This is a genomic window from Streptomyces pyxinae (genome assembly GCF_024756275.1).
Classification (GTDB): domain Bacteria; phylum Actinomycetota; class Actinomycetes; order Streptomycetales; family Streptomycetaceae; genus Streptomyces; species Streptomyces pyxinae.
Window position 1 is genome coordinate 12,835 of the sequence record NZ_JANUGQ010000026.1, and the last position, 25,418, is coordinate 38,252.

A 25,418-nucleotide genomic window follows, 5' to 3' on the forward strand; every position below is an offset into this window, starting at 1 on the left:
CGCCGGTCGCCCCCTCACACCGAGGGATACGGCTCCGAGGCGCACCCCCGTCGAAGCCTCCCCGCCCTCCCCTCCCCGCCCCGAAGCCCCCACACCGGCCATGGACGGACCGGCCGGCCGACCCGCCGGCCCGCCACCCCGCCGGCCGGGAAGAGGCCCCCGCCCCCGCCGGACGCACGCCGGAGGGGCGGCCACCGTCCACGGTGACCGCCCCTTCGCCCCAGGCAATCCCTGGGGTCAGCCCAGCAGGCCGCCCAGCGGGTTCCGGTTGCCGCCGCCTCCGGAGGTGGAGCCGCTCTCGTCGGAGCCGTCCGAACCGGTCTCGTCGCCCCCGCCGCCGGAGCCCGAGCCACCGCCCGAACCACCGCTGGAGGAGGGGCCGGCGCTGCTGCTGGGCGGCGGCTCCGGCTGGTACTGCTTCTGCTCCTCCGGCTCCTCCTGGCCCGTGCCCTGGGTGGCGGTCGGCTGCTCGACCTCCGCCCGCTCGGGCTCGGCCGGGGCCTCCTCCTCGGCGGCCGGCGGCCGGGTCTCGTCGGTCGGCCCCTCGGAGGCCGAGACGCTCGGCTCGGGGCTCGTCTCCTCGGACGCCTCCGCCGACGGGGAGCTCGCGTCCGGCTCCTGGGGCAGCGACTGGCCCGGCAGGTGGTTGGTGGGCGCGTCGTCCGGACCCGGCACGGTGACCATCTCGGTGGAGCGCACCGCGCCGCCCAGGATCGAACCGACCAGCAGGGTCAGCCCGATCACCACGGAGCCGACCACCAGCCCGCGCCGCAGCACCCGGCGGCGCAGCTCCCAGAGGGCGGACCGCGGGCCCAGGGTCCGCCACGCCTCACCGGCCAGCCGGCCGTCCAGCGAGTAGACCGGGGCACCGGCGATGACCAGCGGCGACCAGGCGGCCAGATAGATGAAGTCGGGCGCCTCGTAGACCGGGACGCTCTTCCAGCTGACGGTGAGGATCAGCGCGGCCGAGAGCAGCGCACCGAAGGCCGCGGCGACCCGCTGCCAGAGCCCGAGCACGGTCAGCACGCCGACCACCACCTGGGCGAAGGCGATGGTGAGTCCGGCGCCCACCGGGTGGTCCAGGGCGAAGTCGCGCAGCGGCTCGGCCAGCGGCCAGGGATGGAGCGAGTTGAGCCAGTTGACCATGGAGCCGCGCTCGCCGCCGTCGAAGTAGACGGGGTCGCTGAGCTTGCCCATGCCGGCGTAGATCGAGATGAAGCCGAGGAAGACCCGGAGCGGCAGCAGCACCACCCCGAGGTTCATCCGGCGGCCGGGGTAATAGGCGTGCCGGTGACTCGCCCCGGCCCGGTCCCGCTCGCCGTCCTCGTCGGCGTACGGCCCGTCGGCGTCGTAGGAGGACTCGCCGTAGCCGGACTCGTCGTAGGACCCGTCGTAGGGCTCCCCGTAGGCGGACGCGTCGTAGGCGCCGTCGTACGCCGGGCCGGACGGGCCGTGGTGGGCGTCGTGACCGCCGGAGCCGTAACCCTGGCCGGAGCCGTACGAACCGTCGTACGTCTGCTCCTCGGCCTGCTCGTCATAGGCGCCGACCGCCCGGCGCATCGGGGGCAGCAGCGGGGAGCTGGAGGTGCGCTGGGCGCCGACGACCGGGTTCGGCATGGTGTCCTCGGTGGCGCTCCCGCCGGACCGCCCGGCCGAGCCGAGGCGCGGGATGACCCGGGTGGCGCCGACCACCTCGCGCGGGGTGCCGACGCCGCCGCCCGGCGCGGCCGACCGGCGCACCGCCTGGAGCAGACCGGACGCCACCGGGTCGCCGGGCGCGGACTTGCCGCTCCAGACGACGGGCGCGCGCCGCCGGGCCGCCGTGGTCGCCGTGCTCATCACGGGCCGCCGCGCGGGATCGGCGAACCGGGGTTTCCGGACCGGGGCCAGCTGCACCCGGAAACTGGCGTGGTTCACGATGACCTGCGCGGGGTCGCAGTCCACCTTGACCATGCTCAGCGCAGGCTGGTCGTCGAATCCGGGCTTGGGCGTTCTGGTGTCCACACTCATCTAACCGAGTGACGCCGGGTTAGGACACTGCCTTGACGGCCCGGATCTGTCCGAGACCCGTCAAGATCATGACGGGTCCCGGAAGGCGGCCTCCGGGCAGCCGCTCAGGCGCGGCGGCGGGCCGCCTCGTAGAGCACCACACCGGCCGCGACCCCGGCGTTCAGCGACTCGGCGCCGCCCGGCATCGGGATGCGGACCAGGAAGTCGCAGGTCTCGCCGACCAGCCGGGACAGGCCCTTGCCCTCGCTGCCGACCACCACGACCACCGGACCGCCGAGCGCCTCCAGCTCCCCGACCTCGGTGTCGCCGTCGGCGGAGAGGCCGACCACGGTGAGGCCGGCCTTCTGGTACGCCTCCAGGGCCCGGGTGAGGTTGGTGGCGCGGGCCACCGGGGTGCGGGCCGCGGTACCGGCGGAGGTCTTCCAGGCACCGGCGGTCATCCCGGCGGCACGCCGCTCGGGCACCACCACGCCATGGCCGCCGAAGGCCGAGACCGAGCGGACCACGGCGCCCAGGTTCCGCGGGTCGGTGACCCCGTCCAGGGCGACGATCAGCGGGTCCTCGCCCTCGTCGAAGGCGGCCGCCGCCAGATCGTCCGGGTGCGCGTACTCGTACGGCGGCACCTGGAGGACCAGGCCCTGGTGGTTGAGGCCGTTGGTCATCCGGTCCAGCTCGGGGCGGGGGGCCTCCATCAGATGGATGCCGCCGCGCTGCTGGGCGAGCTGAAGCGCCTCGCGCACCCGCTCGTCGTTGTCGATGAACTGCTGGACGTAGAGGGTGCTGGCGGGCACGCCGTCGCGCAGCGCCTCGAAGACCGGGTTACGGCCGACGACCATCTCGGAGGTGCCCTTGCCGCCGCGCCGGGCGATGGCGCGGCGCTGGCCCTGCTGAGCCTTGGACTTGGCGTTGGCGATGCGGTTCTTCACATGCCCCTTGCGGGCGGAGGCGGGCGGCGTGGGGCCCTTGCCCTCCAGGCCACGGCGCCGCTGGCCACCGCTGCCGACCTGCGCGCCCTTCTTGTTGGACGTGCGGCGGTTCCTGCGCTGGCTGTTCCCGGCCATGACCTACCTACTTCGTGAAATCGTGCGGGTGCCGGAACCGGCACTCGTGGTGTGCTGCTGGTGCGGTCCGCGCACCCGCCGTACGGACAGACGGACGAACGTACAGACGGACGAACGGATGAACGGACGGACAGACGGACGGTTGAATCGGCCGGCGGACGGACAGACCGACGGACGAACGGACGAACGGTCGACCGACAGAACCGGTCCGGCCGGCTCGCGGCGGACGTACGGGAGGGGCCGGAGCCCGCCTCGTACGCACACCCACCTAGCAGTGTGCCGCCCGTTCGCCCGAACGGCACACCTGGGGGCTCCCGGGACGGGCCCGGTCGCGTGTCCCGCGGGCCTCAGCGGGCGCCGAGGGACCAGCGGGGCCCGTCCGGGCCGTCCTCGATGGCCAGCCCGGACTGGCCGAGCTGGTCGCGGATGGCGTCGGCGGTCGCCCAGTCCTTGCGCGCCCGCGCCGACTCCCGCTGCTGGAGCACCAGCCGTACGAGCGTGTCCACGACGCCGTGCAGGTCCTCGCCCCGGTCGGCCTCGCCCGCCCAGTGCGGGTCGAGCGGGTCCAGACCGAGGACACCGAGCATGGCCCGGACCTCCGCCAGCCGCTCGACGGCGCCCTCCTTGTCGTCGGCGGCCAGCGCGCTGTTGCCCTGCCGCACGGTGGTGTGCAGCACGGCCAGTGCCTGCGGGACGCCCAGGTCGTCGTCCATCGCCTCGGCGAAGGCGGGCGGCACCTCGGCGGCGGGCTCGACGACCCCGCCGGCCTTCTCCACCACCCGCTGCACGAAGCCCTCGACGCGCGCGAACGCGGACTCGGCCTCCCGCAGCGCCTCCTCGCTGTACTCGATCATCGAGCGGTAGTGCGGGGTGCCGAGGTAGTAACGGAGCACGATCGGCCGCCAGCGCTTGGTCATCTCGCTGACCAGCACCGAGTTGCCGAGCGACTTCGACATCTTCTCGCCGCTCATGGTGACCCAGGCGTTGTGCAGCCAGTAGCGGGCGAACTCGTCGCCGTACGCCTTGGCCTGCGCGATCTCGTTCTCATGGTGCGGGAAGACCAGGTCGAGGCCGCCGCCGTGGATGTCGAAGGCGGTGCCCAGGTACTTGTGGGCCATCGCCGAGCACTCCAGGTGCCAGCCGGGCCTGCCCCGGCCCCAGGGCGTCTCCCAGGACGGCTCGCCCGGCTTGGCCGCCTTCCACATGGCGAAGTCGCGCGGGTCCCGCTTGCCGGTCTCCCCCTCGCCGGACGGCTGGCGGAGGTCGTCCAGGTCCTGGTTGGACAGCTCCAGATAGCCGGGGAAGGAGCGGACGTCGAAGTAGACGTTCCCGTCGGCCTCGTAGGCGTGGCCGCGCTCGATCAGCCCGCGCATCATCTCGACCATCTCGGTGACATGGCCGGTGGCGCGGGGCTCGTAGGTGGCGGGCAGGCAGCCGAGGACGTCGTAACCGCTGTTGAAGGCGCGCTCGTTCGCGTACCCGATCGCCCACCAGGGGCGGCCCTGCTCGGCCGACTTGGTGATGATCTTGTCGTCGATGTCCGTGACATTGCGGACGAACGTGACGTCGTAGCCCCGGTAGGCGAACCAGCGGCGCAGAATGTCGAAATTGAGCCCCGACCGGATGTGGCCGATGTGCGGGGCGGCCTGCACGGTGGCACCACACAGGTAGATCGAGACACAGCCCGGGGTCAGCGGGATGAAGTCGCGGATCTGCCGGGCGCTGGTGTCGTACAGACGAATAGTCACCCCTCCAGGGTAGTGGGCGACCGGCCGTGCCCAGTCCCCGTACGGAAAATCCGGCCCGGGAAGCCCGCCGGAAAGCCAGCCGGGGAGGCGGTGCAGGGCCCCGCCGGGCCGTTCCGGGGCGGTGGCCGGATGTGGCCGGGCGGCACGGCCCGGCGGCGGACCCGGTGTCCGGCCGCCTCCGCCGGTGGCCCGACGGCCCGGGCGGCCGGTCGCCGCCGGGGCGGCCCGGACCCGGTGGCTCCCGGGGGTGTGGGGCCGGGTCGCCCTCCGGGGGCCCGGGCGGGTGGCGGGCCGGGACCGGGGGCGGGTGGCCTTCCGGGAGCCCGGGCGGGTGGCCTTGCGGGGCCGGGGGCAGGGGGCGCTCCCCGAGCCCGCGTCCGGTGGCTCCCGGCGGGTCTCAGAGGCGGCCGACGACCTTCTCCGGAGTGATCCGGACGACCACCCGTTCCGCGTCCTGGCCCGCGTCCGGGTTGAACTCCGCGTACTTCTTTCCGGTGTACTTCTGCGACAGCTCGTCGATCAGCTGCTGGCCGCCCTCGGTGGTGACCTCCGCGGTGCCCCGGATCTCGGCATAGGTGTACGGGGCGTCGAACGGCTGGAGCAGAACGGTGACCCGTGGATCGCGGCGGAGGTTCTTCTCCTTCTGGCGCCCGACGGTGGTGGAGATCAGCACCTGATCGCCGTCCCGCTTCACCCAGACCGGGGACACCTGGGGGCGTCCGTCCGGCTGAATGGTGGCGATGTTGACGAAGACGGCGCTGTCGAGCAGCGCCTTGATGTGGTCGTTGAGCTGGGCGGTCATGCTGGCCTCTCTCTCACGGTCTCGTGCTCACGGTCTCGTGCGGGGTGGTGCGCTCGCGTACGGCCGATCGGCGGACCGGCGGGTCCGTCACTCCGTCCCGCCCCGGCCGTCCGGGCCGCCGCTTCCCGCCGGGGCGGCCCGGCTCCCGGGGACGTCCGGAGCCGGGCGCCCGGCCCTGGGAGCGGGTACCTCCGGCTACCTATCGGTACTCACTGCCACCCGCGCCAAACGCGGAAGCTCCGTCCGCTGCTTCCCCTCGGCCCGGAAGCCGCACGGATGGAGCACCGGCGAGCCGGGAGGGGCGCCGGCCGGGCAGGGCTCGCCCACGGGGCCGCCGGGGCGGAAGACGTACCGGCTCCGGGAGATCCGGGCAGCGCCGTACCCTCGGCCGCTTCCGACTCCGCAGCGCCGGACGGCCGGAGCTCGACCACCCGGTTCGCGAGCGGGAGCAGGGCCGGGCGGTGGACGACCAGCAGCACGGTCCGGCCGGCCGGCGCACCGCCGCCACCACCGCCGCCTCGGTCTCGCCGTCCAGCGCCGCCGTCGGCTCGTCCAGCAGCAGCACCGGCCGGACATCCACGGCCTCCGGGCGGAGCGGGCGCGGCGCCCGGCGGATACGGGCGGACACCGGCGGACGGCCCCGCCCGGCAGCGGCGGGCCTGGCCCACGAACGCCCACGAGCGCCCACGGACGGCGGCCGGGCATGACCGGCGGCCTCCGGGGCGGCCGGCGCCGGCGGGCCCGGCGCACGGTCGGCGCAAGCGGGCGCCGGCCGACGTCCCGCACGGGCGTCGGCATCGCGCGGGAACGACGGGCGGCCCCCACGGGCGCGGGTCGGCACCGGCGGGTGGCCCGCCCGGTCACCGCGCGAGCGCCGGCCGGCGGGCGTCGATCGGCACCCGGCACTCGGCGCTCGGCGCCGGGCGAGGAACAGCCGGCGGACCGCACCGGCGCGGACCGTCACCGGCCGGCGGACCGCGGCGGACGCCGCGCCGGCGCCCGCACCGGGGACCGCGCAGCCGCGCGCCCGGCGTCGGCGCCGGTGTCGTACGAAAGTACGGGAAACAACCGGCAGCCCGTCCCCGGGGGCGGCAGCCCGTCCCGGGGCCTCAGACCGCCGAGGGGCCGGGCCCGTCGGTGCGGACCAGGAGGGCGGTGGCGATCGCGGCGAGGCCCTCCGCGCGGCCGGTCAGCCCGAGGCCGTCGGTGGTGGTGCCGGAGACCGAGACGGGCGCGCCGGCCGCCGTCGAGAGGGCCCGCCGGGCTTCGTCCCGGCGCTTGCCGATCTTCGGCCGTACGCCGATCACCTGGACCGCGATGTTGCCGATGGTGAAGCCCTCGGCCCGGACGATCCGGGCCGCCTCGGTGAGCAGGGCGACACCGGAGGCGCCGGACCACTCGGGGCGGTCGGTGCCGAAGTGGGCGCCGAGGTCACCGATCCCGGCGGCCGAGAAGAGCGCGTCGCAGGCGGCGTGGGCGGCCACATCGCCGTCGGAGTGGCCGGCCAGGCCGTACTCCTCGCCCTCCCAGAGCAGACCGGCGCACCACAGCGGCCGGCCCCGCTCGAAGGCGTGCACATCGGTGCCGACGCCGATCAGCGGCAGCGCGGGCAGACCGGCGGGGACCGCCGGTGCCTCAAGGGGCGGCTCAAGGGGCGTGTCAGAAGCCATCGTTGGCCCTCCTCCGGGCGAGTACCGCCTCGGCCAGCACCAGATCGAGCGGCCGGGTGACCTTGAACGCCTCCTCGTGGCCCGGCACCACCACCACGGGCTCACCGAGCCGCTCGACCATGCCGGCGTCGTCGGTGACGGCCTCGGTGACCGTGCGGTGGGCGCGCAGCAGGGTCTCGTGCGCGAAGCCCTGCGGGGTCTGTACGGCACGGAGCCGGGCCCGGTCCGGGGTGGCCACCACCGGCTCGGGGGCGCCCCCGGCTCCCTCGGCGGCGGGTTCGACCTCCTTGACCGTGTCGGCGAGCGGCACGGCCGGCACCACGGCCACCGCGCCCTCCTGGACGGCCTCGATGACCGCGTCCACGGTCTCCACCGGGACCAGGGGGCGGGCGGCGTCATGGACGAGAACGGTCGTCACGCCCTCGGGCAGCGCCTCCAGACCGAGCCGTACGGACTCCTGGCGGGTCTCGCCGCCGGGCACGACCAGATAGTCGGTGCGCTCGGGCAGGGCGTGCGCGTCGAGCAGGTTCTTGACCTCGGCGGCGCCGTCCGGCGGGGCGACCACGACGACGAGCGAGACGGCGCGGGAGGCGGCCATCGCCCGGACGGCGTGGATGAGGATCGGGGTGCCGTTCAGCGCGCGGAGCGCCTTGGGGGTTCCCGGTCCGAGCCGTACGCCACGGCCCGCCGCGGGGATCACCACGGCGGTGCGGGAGCGACGCGCTGAGTCTGACATCGGTTGCACTGGTTGCTCTCCGGCAGGTTTGTGTCCTCGGCCGGCATGGGTATGGCCAGAAGCGAGCCGGACATGACATCCCGGCTCTTCCGGCCGGGGGCCGCGTACCTGCCCCCTGACCGGAGCCCCTTGACCGGCCCCTTCCGTGACCATGGGTCGACAATGGGCCGAACATGCCGCAGCGCCCGGCGGCAGCTTCATGAACCGCGCCGCACCACCGAGGGGCCGTGCCCTCGTCGTGGTCCCGCGGGCCTGTCTCGTGTGTCGAGCGAGACATGAGGCCGCGATGCGGACGGAGCGACGGGGTCACTACGGGCCACGACGGTCGGTGGCGGCGTACGGATCACGGTCTGCCGACGGGCGACCGCCGGCGGGTTGTACCGCTGATACCACGGGCGCCGCCGTACCCGCTGACGCGTCGACGACTCCTGGAGCTCTCCAGGAGTCGGACACGCCGGTACGGGACGGCGCGCGCGTGAGACGGACGATGCGCACGGGTCCCGGTGGACGCGTGGCACCGGTATCCGGGCCGCTGCCCTGCTCCCGAGCCGGAGTCCCGGCGCGGGACGGCGCCGGGGGTGGGGTCGGGAGCACTCCCCCGGCCGCTGGGCGGCGCGGGAGAGTTCAGAGCAGAAGGGGGGCCGGTCTCAGGAGGCGAGCACCTCGTCGAGCAGGGCCTCGGCCTTGTCCTCGTTGGTGTTCTCCGCGAGGGCGAGTTCACTGACCAGGATCTGCCGGGCCTTGGCGAGCATGCGCTTCTCACCGGCGGAGAGACCACGCTCGCGCTCACGGCGCCAGAGATCCCGGACGACCTCGGCGACCTTGATGACATCGCCGGAGGCGAGCTTCTCCAGGTTCGCCTTGTAGCGACGGGACCAGTTCGTCGGCTCCTCGGCGTACGGCGCGCGCAGCACCTCGAACACCCGGTCCAGCCCGTCCTGCCCGACCACGTCGCGCACCCCGACGAACTCCGCGTTGTCCGCGGGAACGCGGACCGTCAGGTCGCCCTGGGCGACCTTGAGCACCAAGTAGGTCTTGTCCACGCCTTTGATCTGACGAGTTTCGATGGCCTCGATCAGCGCGGCCCCGTGATGGGGATAGACCACGGTGTCGCCAACCTTGAACGTCATGTGACAGGTACCCCTTCCGTGGCTATCCAGAGTAACACGGATACGGCATCTTCTGAATGGCGTTTTCGCAGGTCAGGGCATATCTCGGGGCTTGACAACAGCGCCGCGGACGTGCTGCGGACGGCTTCCGGAAGGAGGTATTCGCAGGTCGGAGCCGCTGTGCGGGCATCGGGAAACGCGTACCGTACACCCATCCGGGAGGGGTCTGTCGAGGGGGAAACGTCCGGATTCGCCGGGTTCGAAGCGGTGAATCTCACATACTCCGTTCGGAGGCCGCTCACCCGCTCGGACGCAACCACCACCGTTTCCGGAATTGATCACCTCGGGCGCGTGGCGGCTTTTTCGGCCGAGAATGCCGGGGACCCGGAATTGATCAAGGAACGCTTATCCGGACGCTCCCCCCGGGCCCGGCTCCGGACCGCGGGGCGGGTCGGGTGCGGGCCGCGCGGGGCGGGTCGGTAACCTGAGCCCGCTGACCGCCCCTTGATCGCGGGCCCGGTCGCCGTCGGGAAGCCCGTCGGCCGACCCGGTGCCGGCGGCGGGGAGCGGAGAGCGCTCGCAGTCCGCCCGTTCCGAACGTCCTACGTCCTAGGAGTTGCCGCCGCCGTGAGCCGCAGCCTTCGACGCGGCACCATCGCCGCCACCGCCATCGTGATCTCGATCGCCTCGCTCTCCGCCTGCGGCGCCGGCAACGACGCCCAGACGCTGCAGATCCGGCCGGACAACGCGGCCACCACCGTGGGGCACATCAAGATCCAGAACGCGACCGTGATCACCCAGGGGCAGCCCGGCACCGAGGGGCCCGCGGTCGTCTCCGCGCGCCTCTTCAACGACGGTGCCAAGGACCAGACCCTGGAGGGCGTCGAGCTCCCCGGCGCCGACGCCCCGGTGAAGCTCTCCCCCGCCCAGGGCTCGGGCCCGGTGACGGTGCCGGCGCACGGCTCGCTGATGCTCGGCGGCGAGAACAACCCCTCCGCCGTCATCGAGAACCCGAACGAGGCCGCCGTCAACGGCGATGTCCGCGAGGTCGTCTTCAAGCTCAGCGAGACCGGCGACGTCAAGCTTCAGGCGTTCGTCGTCCCGGCGAGCGGCTACTACCAGGACTTCGGCCCCACCGGTGCCCCGTCCGCCCCGGCGTCCGGCGCGGCCTCGGGCAAGCCGTCCGCCCCGGCCTCGGCGGGCACCGAGGGCACCGGAACCGCCGGAACCACCGGAGGCACGACCGGCAAGCCGTCGGCCGCCGCCTCGGCCTCGCACTCCGCCGGGCACTGACACCGGGCGTGGGCCCGGGCCCACGCCGTACCCGCTCGCCCCTGCCGCAGGCGTCCCGTGCGCGTCCTCTGCACGCCGTACGGGACGCGTGGACGCGCAGATGTCCGAGCGGTTCCGGACCACCCGAAAGGGGTGCCCCGCCGGTCCTCCCGGCGGGGCACCCCTTTGTCGTACGTTTGTCGTACGGCGGCCCTTCAGCCGTCGCCCGGACATGCCGCACGAACGTGCGTACGGACGCGCCGTACGAAGACTCTTTACGGCTCGAACTTGTAGCCGAGGCCCCGCACGGTGACCAGGTAGCGCGGGGCACCCGGGTCCGGCTCGATCTTGGCGCGCAGCCGCTTCACATGGACATCCAGGGTCTTGGTGTCACCCACGTAGTCGGCCCCCCAGACCCGGTCGATGAGCTGCATCCGGGTGAGCACCCGGCCGGCGTTCCGCAGCAGCATCTCCAACAGGTCGAACTCCTTGAGCGGCAGATCGACCTTGCCGCCCGAGACGGTGACCACGTGCCGGTCCACGTCCATGCGGACCGGGCCGGCCTCCAGGGCGGCGGGGGCGACCTCCTCGGGCTCACCCCGGCGGCGCAGCACCGCGCGGATCCGGGCGACCAGCTCCCGGGAGGAGAACGGCTTGGTGACGTAGTCGTCCGCCCCTATCTCCAGACCCACGACCTTGTCGATCTCGCTGTCCTTGGCGGTGACCATGATGACCGGCACGTTCGACCGGCCGCGCAGCTGCCGGCAGACCTCCGTGCCGGGCAGCCCCGGCAGCATCAGGTCCAGCAGGACGAGGTCGGCGCCGTTGCGCTCGAACTCGTCCAGCCCGTCGGGGCCGGTGGCCGCGACGGCGACCTCGAACCCTTCCTTGCGGAGCATGTAGGACAGGGCGTCGCTGAAGGATTCCTCATCCTCGACGACAAGCACTCGGGTCACGGAAGGACCTCCGGGGCGGGAAGCGGTTCGACGTGGAACGGCGATGGGGACGGGGGCAGGGACGACGGTGATGACGGTGATGACGGTGATGACAAGGAGGAGGTCGGGGACGACGGCGAGGAGAGGGCCGAGGCGGACGACGCCGGGGGCGCGGAGGACGACGGCGGCTCGCGGTCACGGACGGCACGCTCGCGCGCGACGCCGGCCTCGGGCAGCCGCAGGGTGAAGGTGGAGCCCTGGCCCTCGGTGCTCCAGACCGTGACCTCCCCGCCGTGCGAGGCGGCCACGTGCTTGACGATGGCCAGACCCAGGCCCGTACCGCCGGTGGCGCGGGAGCGGGCGGGGTCGACGCGGTAGAAGCGCTCGAAGATGCGCTCCTTGTCCTTGTCGGGGATGCCGATGCCCTGGTCGGTGACGGACAGCTCGATCAGCGGCCCGCCGGGGGCGGCGACCCGGCGCGCGGCGATGCCGACCCGGGTGTGGGCCGGGGAGTAGTTGACGGCGTTCTCCACCAGGTTGCCCAGGGCGGCGGCGAGCTGGCCCCGGTTGCCCCACACATGCAGTCCGGCGGGGCCGCCGGGGGCCAGGGTGATGTGCTTGGTGGAGGCGGTGTGCCGGGACCGGTCGACCGCCTCGGCGACCAGCTCGTCCACCCGTACCGGCTCGGCGTCCTCCAGCGGGTCGTCGTTCTGCACCCGGGAGAGGTCGATCAGCTCCTGTACGAGATTGGTGAGCCGGGTCGCCTCGATCTGCATCCGCCCGGCGAAGCGCGTCACCGCCTCGGGGTCGTCGGAGGCGTCCATCACCGCCTCGGAGAGCAGGGAGAGGGCGCCCACCGGAGTCTTGAGCTCATGGCTGACATTGGCGACGAAGTCCCGGCGCACCGCCTCGATCCGGCGGGCCTCGGTGAGATCCTCGACCAGCAGCAGCACCAGCCGGGAGCCCAGCGGGGCGACCCGGGCGGAGACGGCGAGCGCCTCGCCGCGTCCGGTGCCGCGCCGGGGGAGATCCAGCTCCACCTGCCTTATCTCGCCGTCCCGCCGGGTGTCCCGCGCCATGTGCAGCATCGGTTCGACGGCGAGCTTGCCGCCGCGTACGAGCCCCAGCGCATACGCCGCCGAGCTGGCCTTCACGACCGCGTCGCCCTCGTCCAGCACCACCGCCGATGAGCGGAGGACCGAGAGCACCGTGTCCACCCCGGGCGGCAGCACCGCGTCAGTGTGCAGGGAGCTCCGGGTGGGGCGGGCCTGGTCGCGCTCACTCCAGCGGAACGCCAGCATGGCGATGACACCGGTACAGAGCCCGGCGATCGCTGCCGCTGCGGCGACCGCCGCGTTCACGTCCATGTCTTCAGGTTATGCGGGCCCGCCGACAGCCTCCCAGCCGTCCAGGGGCCTACTCGAACACTCGTCGCCCAGAGTTCACCGAGGGGAAAGTGCGGGTTCACTTGGGAGGGTGGCCCCGGTCTCCCGGGCCCCGGAATGTGGAGGCCACGGGCCCAGGACGGGCGGTTTCCGGCCCGGCCCCGACCGGAGTGTGCGATTCCGGAACGGCGCCGGACCGGTCGTGCCGCCCGGGGCCCGGTGGGGCCGCCGGCGTACCGTCCGGGGCCCGTCGGGGAGACCGGCCGCACGGCCCGGGCCCCGCGGGGGTCGGCACCCCCGGAGCGAAGACCCCTGTAGGTGAGAGAGGGAACCATGCGGGACGCGTACCACGAGGAACTGGACTCGATCGGCGAGGACCTGGTCGAGATGGCCCGGCTGGTCGGTTCGGCGGTCGGGCGCGCCACGACGGCGATGCTGGACGCCGATCTGAAGCTGGCCGAGGCGGTGATCGCGGCCGACCAGAAGGTCGACGACCTCCAGCACGACCTGGAGGCCCGGGCGATCGCCCTGCTGGCCCGGCAGCAGCCGGTGGCGACGGACCTGCGGATCGTGGTGACCTCGCTGCGGATGAGCGCCGACCTGGAGCGCTCCGGCGACCTGGCCCAGCATGTCGCCAAGCTGGCCCGGCTGCGCTTCCCGGACGCGGCGGTGCCCCGGGACCTGCACGCCACCATCCTGGAGATGGGCCAGCTCGCCCAGCGGCTGATGGCCAAGGCGGGCGAGGTGATCATCACCAAGGACGTCGATCTGGCGCTCCAGCTGGAGCAGGACGACGACGAGATGGACCGGCTGCACCGGACGCTCTTCCAGCACCTGATGGACGACCGCTGGAAGCACGGCATCGAGACGGCCGTGGACGTGACGCTGCTGGGCCGCTACTACGAGCGGTTCGCCGACCACGCGGTGTCGGTGGCCAAGCGGGTCGTCTACCTGGTGACGGGCGAGCACGCCGACGAACTCCAGCCCACCACCGACCCGACCCCGCCGGTGGACGGCGCCTGAGCCCTGCGGCGCGGGCGGTATCTGAGCTCGGGGGCTCCTGACGGGACCCGGGCCGGCGCCGGGCGCCCCGGAGGCAGGCACCGGAGGCCGGCCGGAGGCAGGTGCCGGGGCCCCGGGCCGGGAGGGGCAGGTTCCGGGCGGGCCCGGGTCCGGAAGGGGCAGGCACCGGAGGCCGGCCCGGAGCAGGTGCCGGGGCCCCGGTCCAGGGGGCGTGCACTGCGGGCCCGGACCGGAGGGGAGGCGCCGGGCGACGGGGAACAGGCGCCGGGGCTTCCGTGCGCCGTTGATGCGCCCTGCCGGGCGGGCGTCCAATGGACCCGGTGGAGGGCCGTACGGGAGGGCGCCGCGCGGTGCGGTGGTCCGTCCGTGCCCGCCCGCTCGTCCGCCGTCCGCCGCCCCGCCCGCTCCCTGAAGGAGGACCCATGGACGAGACGCCCATGACCGAGCCCGAGCCGGAGGCACCCGCCGAGGTGGTGCGGCTGCCGTTGCTCGGCGCCTGCGGCTGCGGCTCGGGCTGCGGCTGCGGCTGCCAGTCGGGCGCCCCCTGTCAGTGCGGCGGCTGACCCCGGCCGGCCGCCTCCTCCGTACCGCTGCCGCTCCGGAGCCGTACGACTCCCGTACGGCCTTCTCCGTCGTACTTCTCCGTCGTACGGCTCCGGTGCCGGGCGCGGCGTACCCGGCCGCCCTCGCCCGGGCGCCGGGCCTGCCACCGGCGCCCTCTTCGGCCCGGGCCGCCCCTTGAGCCACCGACGCGTGCGGGACGCCCTGCCCGCCGTACGGCAGAGCCCCCTGTTCGCGGGGGCACCGCGGGCAGGGGGCTCGTTCGGGTGGGCTACTTCTTCTTGCCCTGGTTCTTGACGGCCTCGATCGCGGCCTTGGCGGCGTCGGGGTCGAGGTACGTGCCGCCGGCGACGACCGGCTTGAAGTCGGCGTCCAGCTCGTAGGCGAGCGGGATGCCGGTCGGGATGTTGAGGCCCGCGATGTCCTCGTCCGAGATGCCGTCGAGGTGCTTGACCAGGGCGCGGAGGCTGTTGCCGTGCGCGGCGACCAGGACGGTGCGGCCGGCCAGCAGGTCGGGGACGATGCCGTCGTACCAGTACGGCAGCATCCGGACCACGACGTCCTTCAGGCACTCGGTGCGCGGCCGCAGCTCCGGCGGGATCGTGGCGTAGCGGGCGTCGGTGGCCTGCGAGAACTCGCTGTCGTCCGAGAGGGCCGGCGGCGGGGTGTCGTACGAGCGGCGCCAGAGCATGAACTGCTCCTCGCCGAACTCGGCGAGCGTCTGCGCCTTGTCCTTGCCCTGGAGGGCGCCGTAGTGGCGCTCGTTCAGCCGCCAGGAGCGGTGGACCGGGATCCAGTGGCGCTCGGCGGTGTCCAGCGCGAGCTGCGCGGTGCGGATGGCGCGCCGCTGGAGCGAGGTGTGGAGTACGTCGGGAAGCAGGCCGGCGTCCTTCAGCAGCTCACCGCCGCGGATCGCCTCCTTCTCGCCCTTCTCGGTGAGGTTGACGTCCACCCAGCCGGTGAACAGGTTCTTCGCGTTCCACTCGCTCTCGCCGTGGCGGAGGAGGATCAGCTTGTACGGTGCGTCGGCCATGCGTACGAGGTTAATCGACGCTCGACGCTTGACCGCTCCCGTCAATCCGATGGCCCTCCGGACGGGGCGCTCAGTAACGTGCGCGTGTCGATGCCGGCACTTACCGATGCATACAGGGGGGAACATGTCGGTCGCCACGCTCAGACGAGCGGCGAGGGACAGCGTCTCGGGGCTGCCCAGGGAGTTCTGGTGGCTGTGGCTCAGCACCCTGGTCAACCGGCTGGGCGGCTTCGTCGCCACCTTCATGGCGCTCTACCTCACGCTCGACCGGGGGTACTCGGCCGCGTACGCCGGACTGGTGGCCTCCCTGCACGGGCTCGGCGGCGTGGTGTCGTCCCCGGCCGCCGGGGTGCTGGCCGACCGGCTGGGGCGCCGGCCCACCCTGCTGATCGCGCAGCTGTCGACGGCGGTCTCGGTCGCCGTCCTCGGCTTCATGCGGGACCCGGTGGCGATCGCGGCCGTGGCGTTCTTCGTGGGCGCCGCCTCCAGCGCCTCCCGGCCGGCCGTGCAGGCGATCATGGCGGACATCGTGCGCCCGGCGGACCGGGTGCGGGCGTTCTCGCTGAACTACTGGGCCATCAACCTGGGCTTCGCCGTCTCGGCGGCGGTCGCCGGGTTCGTCGCCGAGTACAGCTACCTCGTCGGTTTCCTGGGCGAGGCGGTGCTGACCCTGACCTGCGCCGTCCTGGTCTTCGTCACCATCCCGGAGTCCCGTCCGGAGTCCCTGGCGGGATCCCGTCCGGGGCACGGCCCGAACGCCTCCCCGGCGGCGGCCGGCGCGGCGCCGGAGCCCGCCGCGGGGATGGGCGCGGTGCTCCGCGACGGACGGTTCATGGGCGTGGTCGGGCTCTCGTTCCTGACCTCGGTCATCTTCCTGCAGGCGTATGTGGCGCTCCCGGTCGCCATGGGCGCCGACGGCTTCAGCAGCGGCGACTACGGCGCCGTCATCGCCGTCAACGGGGTGCTGATCGTCGCCCTCCAGATCCCGGTGACCCGGTTCATCGAGCACCGCGACCCCCGGTCGCTGCTGGTCTTCTCCGCGCTGCTCACCGGGTACGGCTTCGGGCTCACCGCCTTCGCCGGTTCGGTGGGCGTCTACGCGCTGACCATCTGCGTCTGGACCCTCGCCGAGATCGTGAACGCCCCGACCCAGAGCAGTCTGGTGGTCCGGCTGTCGCCCCGCCGGGCGCGCGGCCGGTACCAGGGCGTCCACACCATGTCCTGGTCGGTCGCCGCGCTGGTCGCCCCGCTGGTGTCCGGCTGGGTGATCGACCGGTACGGCGCCGCCTGGCTGTGGGGCGGCTGCGCGGCGCTCGGCACGGTGGCGGGCCTCGGCTACTGGCTGCTGATGCGCGGGCTGCCCGCCCGGGACCCGGAGGACCCCGGGCCCGTCCCGGCGGCGGCGCCCGGCGCCGAACTGCCGGACCGGAAGGACGCCGTCACCGCGACGTGACCCCGGCCGCGCGCAGCGCGGTACGACGAGGTCCCCGCCCCCCGACCTTCGCCGTCCGCGGTCCGAGCGGCCCGGGGAATTACTGATTGGCGGTTCAGTAGCGCGAGGAGGGGGCGGCGGTGGGCGAGGGGGCGGCGGGGCGGCTGCCTTCATGGACGGGCGGGGAGTTTACGGAAGCAGGGGCCGGGGCGGGCAAATGTATGTGCCGCCGACGGCCTGGGGGATTCCTTCCCGAAGGCAGAGAGAAGGCCGCACAGAATGGGCGGATTTTCCGTTTCGGACACCCGGGGTGCTTCCGCCCGGAAGACACCCGGAGCATGTCCGGAATGGGGCATTCCGGGGCGCTCACCACGGCGTACGCCTTAACAGTTATTACGAAACTCTGTTGAAAATCTCTCCGGCCGGAGACCTTGAACCGTAGTGGCGCGCTGGGCCAGAGTCAGGGCGCGGCGAAGCCCCCCACCTTCGCCGCCAGGCAAGCGCCCACCTTTCGGAGAAACGCACTCAAATCCCCACCCGTTTCCCGTCGATCCCCCGCATGGGCGCTTGCCTGCTACCGGAAGGAATTAGTGTGCGCATTTCGCGTAAGTACGCCGTCGTAGCCGCCGCCGGCGCCCTGCTTTCGGTTTCCGCCGTGACCGGAACCCAGGCCCAGGCCAGCGAGGCCGCCCCGCGCTATCAGCCGGAGATGGTACGGGCGCTCGCCGCGTCGCTCGGGGTCAGCGAGGACACCGCCGTCCAGCGGCTGGAGCGGCAGGACGCGCAGCAGGCGAGACTCGCGGGCCTGGCCAAGAACGGCATAGCGGCCGACGGCGCCTTCTTCGACGCCACGGGCAGGCTGACCGTCAACGCCGACGACGCCACCGAGGCGGCGAAGATCGAGAAGGCCGGTCTGGACGCCAGGGTCCCGGCCCGGGGACAGGCCGATCTCGACCGGATCAAGGCGAAGCTGGACACCCTCGCCGCCAAGCGGGTGCCGGCGGGCGTGGCCTCCTGGGGCGTCGACCTGGCCTCGGACACGGTCACCGTCGAGGTCAACAGCGACCGGGGCGCCGCCGCCAAGGCGTTCCTCGCCGAGGCCGCCGCGTACGGCTCCGCGGTGAAGATCGTGCGCGGCCAGGAGAAGCTCTCCCCGCAGGCCGTGATCTACCCGGGCAGCCGGATGACCTTCAACGGCTACCTCTGCTCGGTCGGCTACGGCGCTCGCGACAGGAACGGCAAGCAGTACCTGGTCACCGCCGGGCACTGCGTCGAGGACCTGCCCGTGCTGTCGTATGACAACGTTCGCTTCGCCAAGGGGACGCACTCCCGCTTCGCGCTCGGCAGCCGCAGCGTGGACATGGGCATCGCCGCCGTCGACTCCGGCAACTCCATCGCCACCAGCGTCGGCACCTGGGGCAACGGCAGCTCGGTCGCCGTCCAGGGCAGCCGCCGGGCCGCCTCGGGCGCCGCACTCTGCAAGTCCGGCCAGACCACCGGCTGGACCTGCGGCAAGGTCAGCTCGTACAACGTCAGCGTGACGTACACCGACCAGAACGGCGGCCCCGACACCGTGGTCACCGGCCTCGGCAGCTCCACCGTCTGCACCCAGGGCGGAGACAGCGGCGGCGCCTACATCTCCGGCAACCAGGCCCAGGGCATGACCTCGGGCGGGCCCAGCAGCCAGAAGTGCACCGGTGGCGTGAACTCCCGCGGCTCCTCGTACTTCCAGCCGCTGGACGACGCGCTCAGCTACTACGGGCTGACGCTGAACACCAACTGAGTCCCGTTCCCCGGACGACAAGGGGCCGTTCGCCGGATACGGTGAGCGGCCCCCGCTCGGCGTACGGCCCGGGGACCGCAACCGGCCTTCCGCGCTCCCCCGGCGCGGAACCACCGGCCCGGCCGTCGACGGGCGCCCCCCGTGCCCACCGAAAGACGCCATGCCGAACGTCCCCCACCCCAGAGACCCCGAAGATCACCCCAGCGACCCCGAAGATTTCGACGACTCCGGAGAGCCCCGGAAGTCCACAGAGCCCCATGACCCCGGTGGGCCCGGCGAGTCCGGCGTGCCCGATGCCCCCGGGACGCCCGCCGGGCGCGGCCGGTCCGGGGCCGGGGAGCGCGTGCGGGAGCGGGAGCCGGGGCCTCCCGGCGCTCCCCGGGGCGCCGGACCCCGCGGCCCCAGGGACCACCCCGAGGCGAGCTTCGCCGTGGTCTTCCGGGACGCCCTGCGGCAGCGCGGGCTGTCCCTGGAGCGGATACGCGACCACCTCCAGGCCCAGGGGATCAGCGTCAGCCTCGCCACGCTCAGCTACTGGCAGCGCGGCCGCAGCCAGCCGGAGCGGGCCCAGTCGCTGCGGGCGGTCGACGCGCTGGAGCCCATGCTCGGACTGGCGCCGGGCACCCTGCGCTCGCTGCTCGGTCCGCACCGTCCGCGCGGCCGGGCGGTGCCCCACGACCCGGCCGCCGCCCGGTGCGTACTCGGCGAGAACTCCGATGTCGAACAGGCCCTCGGTGAGGCGTTCCTGCACTTCAACGCCGATGTCCAGTCGATCGTCATCCATGAGACGGTGAATCTGGACGAGCACCGCTCCATCCGCGAGACCACGGTGACCAATGTGCTGCGCGCGGTCCGGGACGGCGCCCGCCACCTGACGGTCGTTCACTTCCTGGACGCGCTCCCGGCCGACGCCGTGGACATCGTCGTACGGTACGGAGAGCTGGCCGGCATCCGATTCCTGCCGGAGCTGCGGAGTGTGGTGGCCGACATCTCGTTCGGGCGGCCGCTGGCCCGGAACGAGACGGCGGTGGTCGAGTACACCATCCGCACCGGGCGCTCCCCCGTCGCCTCCCAGCACCACGAACGCCGCACCCGGGTGCCGCTCCGGGCTTATTTACTGCATGTACGGTTCCACCCGCTGGCCCCGCCGGTCAGCTGCCACCACTACTACCGGGAACGGATCGGCGCCGAGCCCCGGCACCGGCACCGGGTGGTGCTGGACGTCTCCGGCACCGCCCATCTGCTCCCCGCCAAGTGCCCGCCGGGGGTGTACGGGATCGAGTGGGAGTGGGGCTGAGGGCGGGACTGGCCGCCGGCGGCCCCGCCCCTCCCCCGGCTCGGCTCCCCGGTTCGGGCTCGGCCCCGTCCCGTCCTGGCTCGGCCCACGGCCCGTCCCGGCTCAGCATGGGTCAGGATCGTGCCGAAGACCGCCATGCCGTAGAAGACGCCCTGGTTGGCCTCGGCGAAGTCCGTCCGGATCGCGCCCATCACGTCCCGCATCACCGTCGCCACCGGCGGATCCGGCCGCCCCGCTGCAACGGGTGGCGACCCGCGCGGCGGTGGGCGGACGGCGGCCACGCCGAGCCGCCGGGGCACGCCTCCGGCGGCTCCGGTACGGGGCCCGGGACTGCGGGTCACACCTCCGGGGACTCCGGCGACTCCGGGTCACGCCTCCGGGGACTCCGGTACGCGGTCCCGGGACTCCGGGTCACGCCTCCGGGGACTCCGGTACGCGGTCCCGGGACTCCGGCGACTCCGGCGACCCCTGGGCCGACGACGGCCGGGTCAGATGGGCGAAGGCGGCGAGGTTGCGGGTGGACTCGCCGCGCGCGACCCGCCAGGCGTACTCCTTGCGGATGGCGGAGGCGAAGCCCAGCTCCAGCAGGGTGTTGAAGGCGCCGTCCGCAGCCTCCAGGACCGAGCCGAGCAGCCGGTCCAGCTCCTCCGGGGTCACCGCCGCGCGGGGCAGCTTGCCGGTCAGATAGATGTCACCGAGGCCGTCGACGGCGTACCCGACGCCGTACAGCTTGAGGTTGCGCTCCAGCAGCCAGCGGTGGACGCCGGACGCGTTCTCGTCGGGGTGCCGGACGACGAAGGCGTTGAGCGAGAGGGAGTGGTTGCCCAGCCGGAGGGAGAGCGTGGTGGAGAGCTTGTGGGTGCCGGGCAGGGTGACGACGTACGACCCCGGGGCCGGGGACTCCCAGCTCAGCCCGGCGTCGTCCAGGGTGCCCTCGATGACCCGGCGGGCGTCGGCGTCCCGGGCGGCGGCCGGCGACTCCGCCGATCCCGCGGGATCGGTGGTTCCCATGGGGCCGGTCGGGCCCGTGGGGCCGGTGGGTTCCGGGCGACCGGTGGGTCCTGCGGTCTCAGCCATGGTGGGAGCGTACGGGACGGCGCGGTTCGCCCCGGCGGCGGCGCCGGTGGCTCTGCAGCGCGGCCGCGTACACCTCGGCGGTGGTGGCGGCCGAGGCATCCCAGCCGAAGCCCTGGGCATGGCGGGCCGCCGCCTCGCCCAGCCGCTCCGAAAGCCCCGGGTCGGCGGTGAACCGGCCGAGGGCGCGGGCGTAGTCGGCCGGGTCGTGGCCGGGGACCAGAATGCCGGTCTCGCCGTCCCGCACCGCCACCGGCAGACCGCCCACCGCGGCTGCCACGACCGGGGTGCCGGCCGCCTGCGCCTCGATGGCGACCAGCCCGAAGGACTCGCTGTACGAGGGCATGACCAGCGCCGATGCCGCCCGGAACCAGTCGGCCAGCCGGTCCTGGCCGACCGGCGGGTGGAAGCGCACCAGGTCCGCGATGCCCAGCCGGGCGGCCAGCTTCTGGAGCTCCTCCGGCTTGGCGAGGCCGCTGCCGCTGGGGCCACCGACCACCGGTACGACCATCCGGGTGCGCAGCGACGGGTCCCGCTCCAGCAGCAGGGCGGCGGCGCGCAGCAGGATGTCCGGGGCCTTCAGGGGCTGTATGCGCCCGGCGAAGACCGGGATGAACGCGTCGGCCGGCAGCCCCAGCCGGGCCCGGGCCGCCGCCCGGCCGTCGGCGGGGCGGAACCGGTCCAGGTTGACCCCCGGGTGGACCACGGCGACCTTGTCCCGCTCGGCGTCGTAGAAGCGGACCAGTTCCTCCGCCTCCTCGGCGGTGTTGGCGATCAGCCGGTCGGCGGCCCGCACGATCTGGGTCTCCCCGATGACCCGGGCGGCCGGCTCGGGGCTGTCGCCCTCGGCGAGCGCGGCGTTCTTGACCTTGGCCATGGTGTGCATCGCGTGGACCAGCGGGACGCCCCACCGCTCGGCGGCGAGCCAGCCGACATGGCCGGAGAGCCAGTAGTGGGAGTGGACCAGGTCGTAGTGGCCGGGCCGGTGCCCCGCCCAGGCCCGCATCACGCCATGGGTGAAGGCGCAGAGCTGGGCGGGCAGCTCCCCCTTGTCGAGCCCCTCGTAGGGACCCGCGTCGACGTGCCGGACGAGGACCCCGGGGGCCAGCTCCACGGCGGGCTCCAGCCCTCCGGTGGTGGCCCGGGTGAAGATCTCGACCTCGATGCCCAGCTCGGCCAGCCGGCGGGCCAGCTCCACGATGTAGACGTTCATACCGCCGGCGTCGCCCGTACCGGGCTGGTGCAGCGGCGAGGTGTGGACGCTCAGCATGGCGACCCGGCGGGGCAGCCGGGACCGGCCGGGGAACCGGAGGCGGGGCGACGCCGCCAGGGTGCCGGCGAACCGGGAGACGTACTGGCTCACGTCGGCGCTCCTTCCGCTCTTCCGCTCGGGGCCGGGGGGCCGCCGGGCGGGCTCCCGGACGGCTCCGCCGTCTGTCTGTCTTCCTGCTGACTTCTTGCTGTCCTGCTGCCTACTCGCTGCCCTCTTGGCTTCTTGCTGTCTTTTTGCGCCTCTTCGGCTTCTGCTCTTCTGCTCTTCATCACGCTTCCGGGATCCGGCGCGGCTCGCATCCCGGGCATGACGACCGGAGGGGCGGGGGCGCTCCTCCGGGTCTGCGCAACACCGGAACGTGCTCTTTCATTTCCGGCGGACGGCTGCTTTGCCAATTCGTTGCACCGGGCCGGCACCGGACCGACACCGGGGCCGGCCGTACCGGACCGGTATCCGGCCCCGCTCGGCCCCAGTCGTACGGGCTCCGCGCCGGGCACCGGCCCCCGGCGGCCGACCGCGTCCCCGGCCCCGTACCGCCACGGCATACGCTCGTCCCATGGCCCCGCGCTCCACCCGCCCCGTCGGCACTCCGACCCGCGGGACCACCCACCCCAACCGGCTCCGGCGCATGGACCGCTGGATCGCCGCCGTGCACGCTCCCGCCCTGCGCCGGTCCGCCGGGGCGCCGGTCGCGGTGGACCTCGGGTACGGGGCCGCGCCCTGGACCGCCGTCGAGCTGCTCCAGCGGCTCCGCCGGGACGCCGACCCGCGCACCCGGGTGGTCGGTGTGGAGATCGACCCGGCCCGGGTCGCCGCCGCGCGGCCGTACGAACGGGACGGGCTCACCTTCCGGCACGGCGGCTTCGAGGTGCCGGTGCCGGGCGCGCCCGCGCTGATCCGGGCGGCCAATGTGCTGCGCCAGTACGACGAGGACGAGGTGCGGGAGGTGTGGGCGCGGCTCTGCGGGCGGCTGGCGCCGGACGGGCTCCTGGTGGAGGGCACCTGCGACGAGATCGGGCGCCGGCACGTCTGGGTGGCGCTCGGGCCCGAGGGGCCGCGCACGGTGACCTTCGCAACCCGGCTCGGCTCCCTGGACCGGCCCTCCGACCTGGCGGAACGGCTGCCGAAGGCGCTGATCCACCGCAATGTGCCCGGCGAACCGGTGCACGCCTTCCTCCGGGACTTCGACCGGGCCTGGGCGGCGGCCGCCCCGTACGCCTCGCTGGGCGCCCGGCAGCGCTGGATCCGTACCGCGCGGGAACTCGCCGCCGACTGGCCGCTGGTGGACCACCGGGGACGGCTGCGCCAGGGCGAGCTGACGGTCCGCTGGTCCGCCCTCGCCCCGAACGAGACCTGAGGCTCTGTCAACCCCCGTCCGAGTGACGCGTACCGCAGCGGTCCGGGGGAACGTACGACCCCGGTCCTCCGTCTCGGGAACGGGAAGCCGGGGTGTGCCGCGAACCTGTTGCTTTGCCGCAGGGCATGGCACCATCACGGAGACCCACCAAGTTACTGACGGTTAATAAGCTGTGAGCAGGTCTCGCGTGTCCCGGACGGCCCGGAAGCCGGGCTTCCGGCACTCCGGCGCGGGGCCGGGGAGACATCGTGTCCGGAGGGGGACGCCAGTGAACCGACGCCGTTGGACGACGGCCGCCGTCATGGTGGTCTGCGCACTGAGCGCGCTCGCGGTGCCCGCCCACACGGCGTACGCGGCCCCGCTGCCACCGCCCTCCCCCGGCGCGTCCCCCTCCACCGGCGGCTCCGCGAGCGCGTCCGCCGTGCCGAGGCCGCTGGAGGAGGTGCGGAAGGAGATCGACGCGCTCTACCGCCAGGCGGCCTCCGCGACCGACGCCTACAACCTGGCCAAGGAGCAGACCGAGAAGCAGTCCGCCCGGATCGCCCGGCTGAGCCGCTCCATCATCGACGGCCAGCTGCGGATCGAGGACCTGCGCAAGCGGGCGGGCGCGGCGGCCCGGGAACAGTACCGGGGCGGCGGTATCCCCGAGTCCGCCCGGCTGGTACTGACCAGCGACCCGGAACTCTTCCTGGACGGCGCCGGGCGGCTGCTCCAGGGCCAGAAGGCCACCCGGGACCTGCTGGCCGAGCTGGAGCGGGCCCAGGCCGACCTGGAGTCGTACACCCGCGAGGCCGGCGTCCAGTGGGACCGGCTGGAGGCCAACCGGGTCAAGCAGGCGGACGCCAAGAAGCGCATCGAGAGCCGGATCACCGCCGCCAAGCAGCTGGAGTCCCGGCTGGCCGCCGCCGAGCGCGCCCGGCTGCTGCGGCTGGAGCAGGAGGAGGAGCGGCGCGCCCAGACCGCCTGGCTCGGCTCCGGGGCGCTCAAGGACGCCGGGGCCGGGACCGCCGCCACCGAGGCCGGCCGGAAGGCGATCCGGTTCGCCGAGGAACAGCTCGGCAAGCCGTACGTGTGGGGCGCCGAGGGTCCGGAGTCGTACGACTGCTCGGGGCTGACCTCGCAGGCGTGGCTGGCGGCCGGCCGGGCCATCCCGCGCACCTCGCAGGAGCAGTGGCGGCTGCTGCCCCATGTGGAGATCAGGGACATGCGGCCGGGCGATCTGATCATCTACCACGAGGACGCCAGCCATGTCGGCCTCTACATCGGCAACGGCTCGATCATCCACGCCCCGCGCCCGGGCCGGAATGTGACGGTGACCGGCGCCGGCTCGATGACCATCCTCGGAGTCGTACGCCCCGACGACGGGGGCGACCCGTCCACCGGCCGGGGCCCGGACTCCGAGCGGTGAGCCGCCGCAGCCCCGGGCCAGTGAGCCACCGGGGCCCCCGGCCGGTGCGCCGCCGAAGCCCCTGCCCGGCGGGCCGCCGAAGCCTCCGGCCCGTGAGCCACCGGCGCCCCGGCCGGTGAGCCGCCCGGGCGGGACGGGTCGGGCCGGTGCCCGGCGGGCCGACGCCCCGCGGGGTCACTCCCGGCGGGCCGACGCCCGGCGGGGTGGCGCGCACCGCACCCGAGCCTGAGCCGGAGCACGCACCGGAGCCACCGCCCGTACGCGTACGAAGCGCGGCGCACGACCTCGCGGGCCACCTCCCGGCAGCCCCCGCGAGCCGGGCTCGCACGGCGCGCGAGCCGGGTCCGTACGGCGCACGCGCCGGGGCCCGGATACGTGAGCCAGGTCTCCCCGAACGCGTGATGTTCATCATGGGCGGCTGCCCAACTCCGTCCCACTGTGCGGCATAT

At 73.9% G+C, this 25,418-nt stretch carries 20 protein-coding genes; 8 read left to right on the forward strand and 12 right to left on the reverse strand.

All coding sequences use genetic code 11. The annotated features are described in order from the left end of the window. Window positions 1–237: 237 nt before the first annotated feature. The 7 genes from NX801_RS24495 to NX801_RS24525 form a co-directional block, all read right to left on the reverse strand. Window positions 238–2,010: a DoxX family protein gene (locus NX801_RS24495; RefSeq protein WP_258790064.1), complete on the reverse strand. Its 1,773-nt coding sequence runs from the start codon at window positions 2,008–2,010 to the stop codon at window positions 238–240. A gap of 104 nt (window positions 2,011–2,114) precedes the next feature. Continuing rightward, a complete protein-coding gene (gene rlmB, locus NX801_RS24500) occupies window positions 2,115–3,071 on the reverse strand; it encodes a 23S rRNA (guanosine(2251)-2'-O)-methyltransferase RlmB (RefSeq protein ID WP_258790066.1) in 957 nt (318 codons plus the stop codon). Between the two features lie 347 nt (window positions 3,072–3,418). After that, window positions 3,419–4,819 (reverse strand): cysteine--tRNA ligase, encoded by a 1,401-nt coding sequence (cysS, locus tag NX801_RS24505; RefSeq protein WP_258790067.1) that lies wholly within the window; start codon window positions 4,817–4,819, stop codon window positions 3,419–3,421. 397 nt (window positions 4,820–5,216) lie between these two features. Beyond that, window positions 5,217–5,621, reverse strand: a complete 405-nt coding sequence (locus NX801_RS24510; protein WP_258790069.1) for a PPOX class F420-dependent oxidoreductase — start codon at window positions 5,619–5,621, stop codon at window positions 5,217–5,219. A 1,109-nt stretch (window positions 5,622–6,730) separates the two neighbouring features. Then, a complete protein-coding gene (gene ispF / locus NX801_RS24515; protein ID WP_258790070.1) occupies window positions 6,731–7,291 on the reverse strand; it encodes a 2-C-methyl-D-erythritol 2,4-cyclodiphosphate synthase in 561 nt (186 codons plus the stop codon). Continuing rightward, the gene (gene ispD / locus NX801_RS24520; RefSeq protein ID WP_258790071.1) at window positions 7,281–8,027 is read right to left on the reverse strand and encodes a 2-C-methyl-D-erythritol 4-phosphate cytidylyltransferase; all 747 of its coding nucleotides are present in this window, start codon (window positions 8,025–8,027) and stop codon (window positions 7,281–7,283) included. The genes ispF and ispD overlap by 11 nt, the downstream gene beginning before the upstream one ends. A 647-nt stretch (window positions 8,028–8,674) precedes the next feature. Then, window positions 8,675–9,157 (reverse strand): CarD family transcriptional regulator, encoded by a 483-nt coding sequence (locus tag NX801_RS24525; RefSeq protein ID WP_003953493.1) that lies wholly within the window; start codon window positions 9,155–9,157, stop codon window positions 8,675–8,677. Window positions 9,158–9,763: 606 nt separating this feature from the next. On the opposite strand from NX801_RS24525, the gene NX801_RS24530 reads away from it, so the two are divergent. Beyond that, window positions 9,764–10,429, forward strand: coding sequence for a DUF461 domain-containing protein (locus NX801_RS24530; RefSeq protein ID WP_258790072.1), 666 nt, complete (start codon window positions 9,764–9,766; stop codon window positions 10,427–10,429). A gap of 254 nt (window positions 10,430–10,683) precedes the next feature. Here NX801_RS24530 and phoP read toward each other — a convergent pair whose 3' ends face one another. Both phoP and phoR read right to left on the reverse strand, forming a co-directional pair. After that, window positions 10,684–11,355: a two-component system response regulator PhoP gene (gene phoP, locus NX801_RS24535; protein ID WP_466917248.1), complete on the reverse strand. Its 672-nt coding sequence runs from the start codon at window positions 11,353–11,355 to the stop codon at window positions 10,684–10,686. 5 nt (window positions 11,356–11,360) lie between these two features. Then, entirely contained in the window at window positions 11,361–12,710 is a 1,350-nt protein-coding gene (phoR, locus tag NX801_RS24540) for a two-component system sensor histidine kinase PhoR (protein WP_258790073.1), read from the reverse strand. Window positions 12,711–13,061: 351 nt separating this feature from the next. Between phoR and phoU the strand changes: the two genes are divergently transcribed. Both phoU and NX801_RS24550 read left to right on the forward strand, forming a co-directional pair. Beyond that, window positions 13,062–13,751: a phosphate signaling complex protein PhoU gene (gene phoU / locus NX801_RS24545; protein WP_258790139.1), complete on the forward strand. Its 690-nt coding sequence runs from the start codon at window positions 13,062–13,064 to the stop codon at window positions 13,749–13,751. 422 nt (window positions 13,752–14,173) lie between these two features. Beyond that, a complete protein-coding gene (locus NX801_RS24550; protein ID WP_258790074.1) occupies window positions 14,174–14,314 on the forward strand; it encodes a hypothetical protein in 141 nt (46 codons plus the stop codon). Window positions 14,315–14,583: 269 nt separating this feature from the next. Here the strand turns inward: NX801_RS24550 and NX801_RS24555 are convergent, their stop codons facing one another. Continuing rightward, window positions 14,584–15,345, reverse strand: a complete 762-nt coding sequence (locus NX801_RS24555; RefSeq protein ID WP_258790076.1) for a phosphoglyceromutase — start codon at window positions 15,343–15,345, stop codon at window positions 14,584–14,586. A 124-nt stretch (window positions 15,346–15,469) separates the two neighbouring features. On the opposite strand from NX801_RS24555, the gene NX801_RS24560 reads away from it, so the two are divergent. The 3 genes from NX801_RS24560 to NX801_RS24570 all read left to right on the forward strand — a co-directional run bounded on the left by NX801_RS24560 (window position 15,470) and on the right by NX801_RS24570 (window position 19,857). Beyond that, the gene (locus tag NX801_RS24560) at window positions 15,470–16,798 is read left to right on the forward strand and encodes an MDR family MFS transporter (protein WP_258790077.1); all 1,329 of its coding nucleotides are present in this window, start codon (window positions 15,470–15,472) and stop codon (window positions 16,796–16,798) included. Window positions 16,799–17,336: 538 nt separating this feature from the next. Beyond that, the gene (locus NX801_RS24565) at window positions 17,337–18,560 is read left to right on the forward strand and encodes a S1 family peptidase (RefSeq protein ID WP_258790079.1); all 1,224 of its coding nucleotides are present in this window, start codon (window positions 17,337–17,339) and stop codon (window positions 18,558–18,560) included. 286 nt (window positions 18,561–18,846) lie between these two features. Then, a complete protein-coding gene (locus tag NX801_RS24570) occupies window positions 18,847–19,857 on the forward strand; it encodes a hypothetical protein (RefSeq protein WP_258790080.1) in 1,011 nt (336 codons plus the stop codon). A gap of 411 nt (window positions 19,858–20,268) precedes the next feature. On the opposite strand, the gene NX801_RS24575 is transcribed toward NX801_RS24570, so the two are convergent. Further along, on the reverse strand, window positions 20,269–20,868 hold the full coding sequence (locus NX801_RS24575; protein ID WP_258790140.1) for a type III secretion system chaperone family protein: 600 nt from the start codon (window positions 20,866–20,868) through the stop codon (window positions 20,269–20,271). A gap of 58 nt (window positions 20,869–20,926) precedes the next feature. Then, a complete protein-coding gene (gene mshA / locus NX801_RS24580) occupies window positions 20,927–22,294 on the reverse strand; it encodes a D-inositol-3-phosphate glycosyltransferase (protein WP_258790081.1) in 1,368 nt (455 codons plus the stop codon). A gap of 466 nt (window positions 22,295–22,760) precedes the next feature. Between mshA and NX801_RS24585 the strand changes: the two genes are divergently transcribed. Together NX801_RS24585 and NX801_RS24590 are read left to right on the forward strand one after the other, a co-directional pair. After that, window positions 22,761–23,561, forward strand: a complete 801-nt coding sequence (locus NX801_RS24585) for a class I SAM-dependent methyltransferase (protein ID WP_258790082.1) — start codon at window positions 22,761–22,763, stop codon at window positions 23,559–23,561. Window positions 23,562–23,829: 268 nt separating this feature from the next. Next, window positions 23,830–24,969, forward strand: a complete 1,140-nt coding sequence (locus NX801_RS24590) for a C40 family peptidase (protein ID WP_258790083.1) — start codon at window positions 23,830–23,832, stop codon at window positions 24,967–24,969. Window positions 24,970–25,418 lie beyond the last annotated feature (449 nt).

Coding starts and splice junctions, on each gene's coding strand:
- NX801_RS24560 (WP_258790077.1), top strand. CDS start 15,470: ATGTCGGTCGCCACGCTCAGACGAGCGGCGAGGGACAGCGTCTCGGGG.
- NX801_RS24495 (WP_258790064.1), bottom strand. CDS start 2,010: ATGAGTGTGGACACCAGAACGCCCAAGCCCGGATTCGACGACCAGCCT.
- NX801_RS24510 (WP_258790069.1), bottom strand. CDS start 5,621: ATGACCGCCCAGCTCAACGACCACATCAAGGCGCTGCTCGACAGCGCC.
- ispF (WP_258790070.1), bottom strand. CDS start 7,291: ATGGCTTCTGACACGCCCCTTGAGCCGCCCCTTGAGGCACCGGCGGTC.
- NX801_RS24555 (WP_258790076.1), bottom strand. CDS start 15,345: ATGGCCGACGCACCGTACAAGCTGATCCTCCTCCGCCACGGCGAGAGC.
- rlmB (WP_258790066.1), bottom strand. CDS start 3,071: ATGGCCGGGAACAGCCAGCGCAGGAACCGCCGCACGTCCAACAAGAAG.
- NX801_RS24565 (WP_258790079.1), top strand. CDS start 17,337: ATGGGCGCTTGCCTGCTACCGGAAGGAATTAGTGTGCGCATTTCGCGT.
- NX801_RS24550 (WP_258790074.1), top strand. CDS start 14,174: ATGGACGAGACGCCCATGACCGAGCCCGAGCCGGAGGCACCCGCCGAG.
- phoR (WP_258790073.1), bottom strand. CDS start 12,710: ATGGACGTGAACGCGGCGGTCGCCGCAGCGGCAGCGATCGCCGGGCTC.
- NX801_RS24575 (WP_258790140.1), bottom strand. CDS start 20,868: ATGGGAACCACCGATCCCGCGGGATCGGCGGAGTCGCCGGCCGCCGCC.
- NX801_RS24585 (WP_258790082.1), top strand. CDS start 22,761: ATGGCCCCGCGCTCCACCCGCCCCGTCGGCACTCCGACCCGCGGGACC.
- NX801_RS24525 (WP_003953493.1), bottom strand. CDS start 9,157: ATGACGTTCAAGGTTGGCGACACCGTGGTCTATCCCCATCACGGGGCC.
- ispD (WP_258790071.1), bottom strand. CDS start 8,027: ATGTCAGACTCAGCGCGTCGCTCCCGCACCGCCGTGGTGATCCCCGCG.
- phoU (WP_258790139.1), top strand. CDS start 13,062: ATGCGGGACGCGTACCACGAGGAACTGGACTCGATCGGCGAGGACCTG.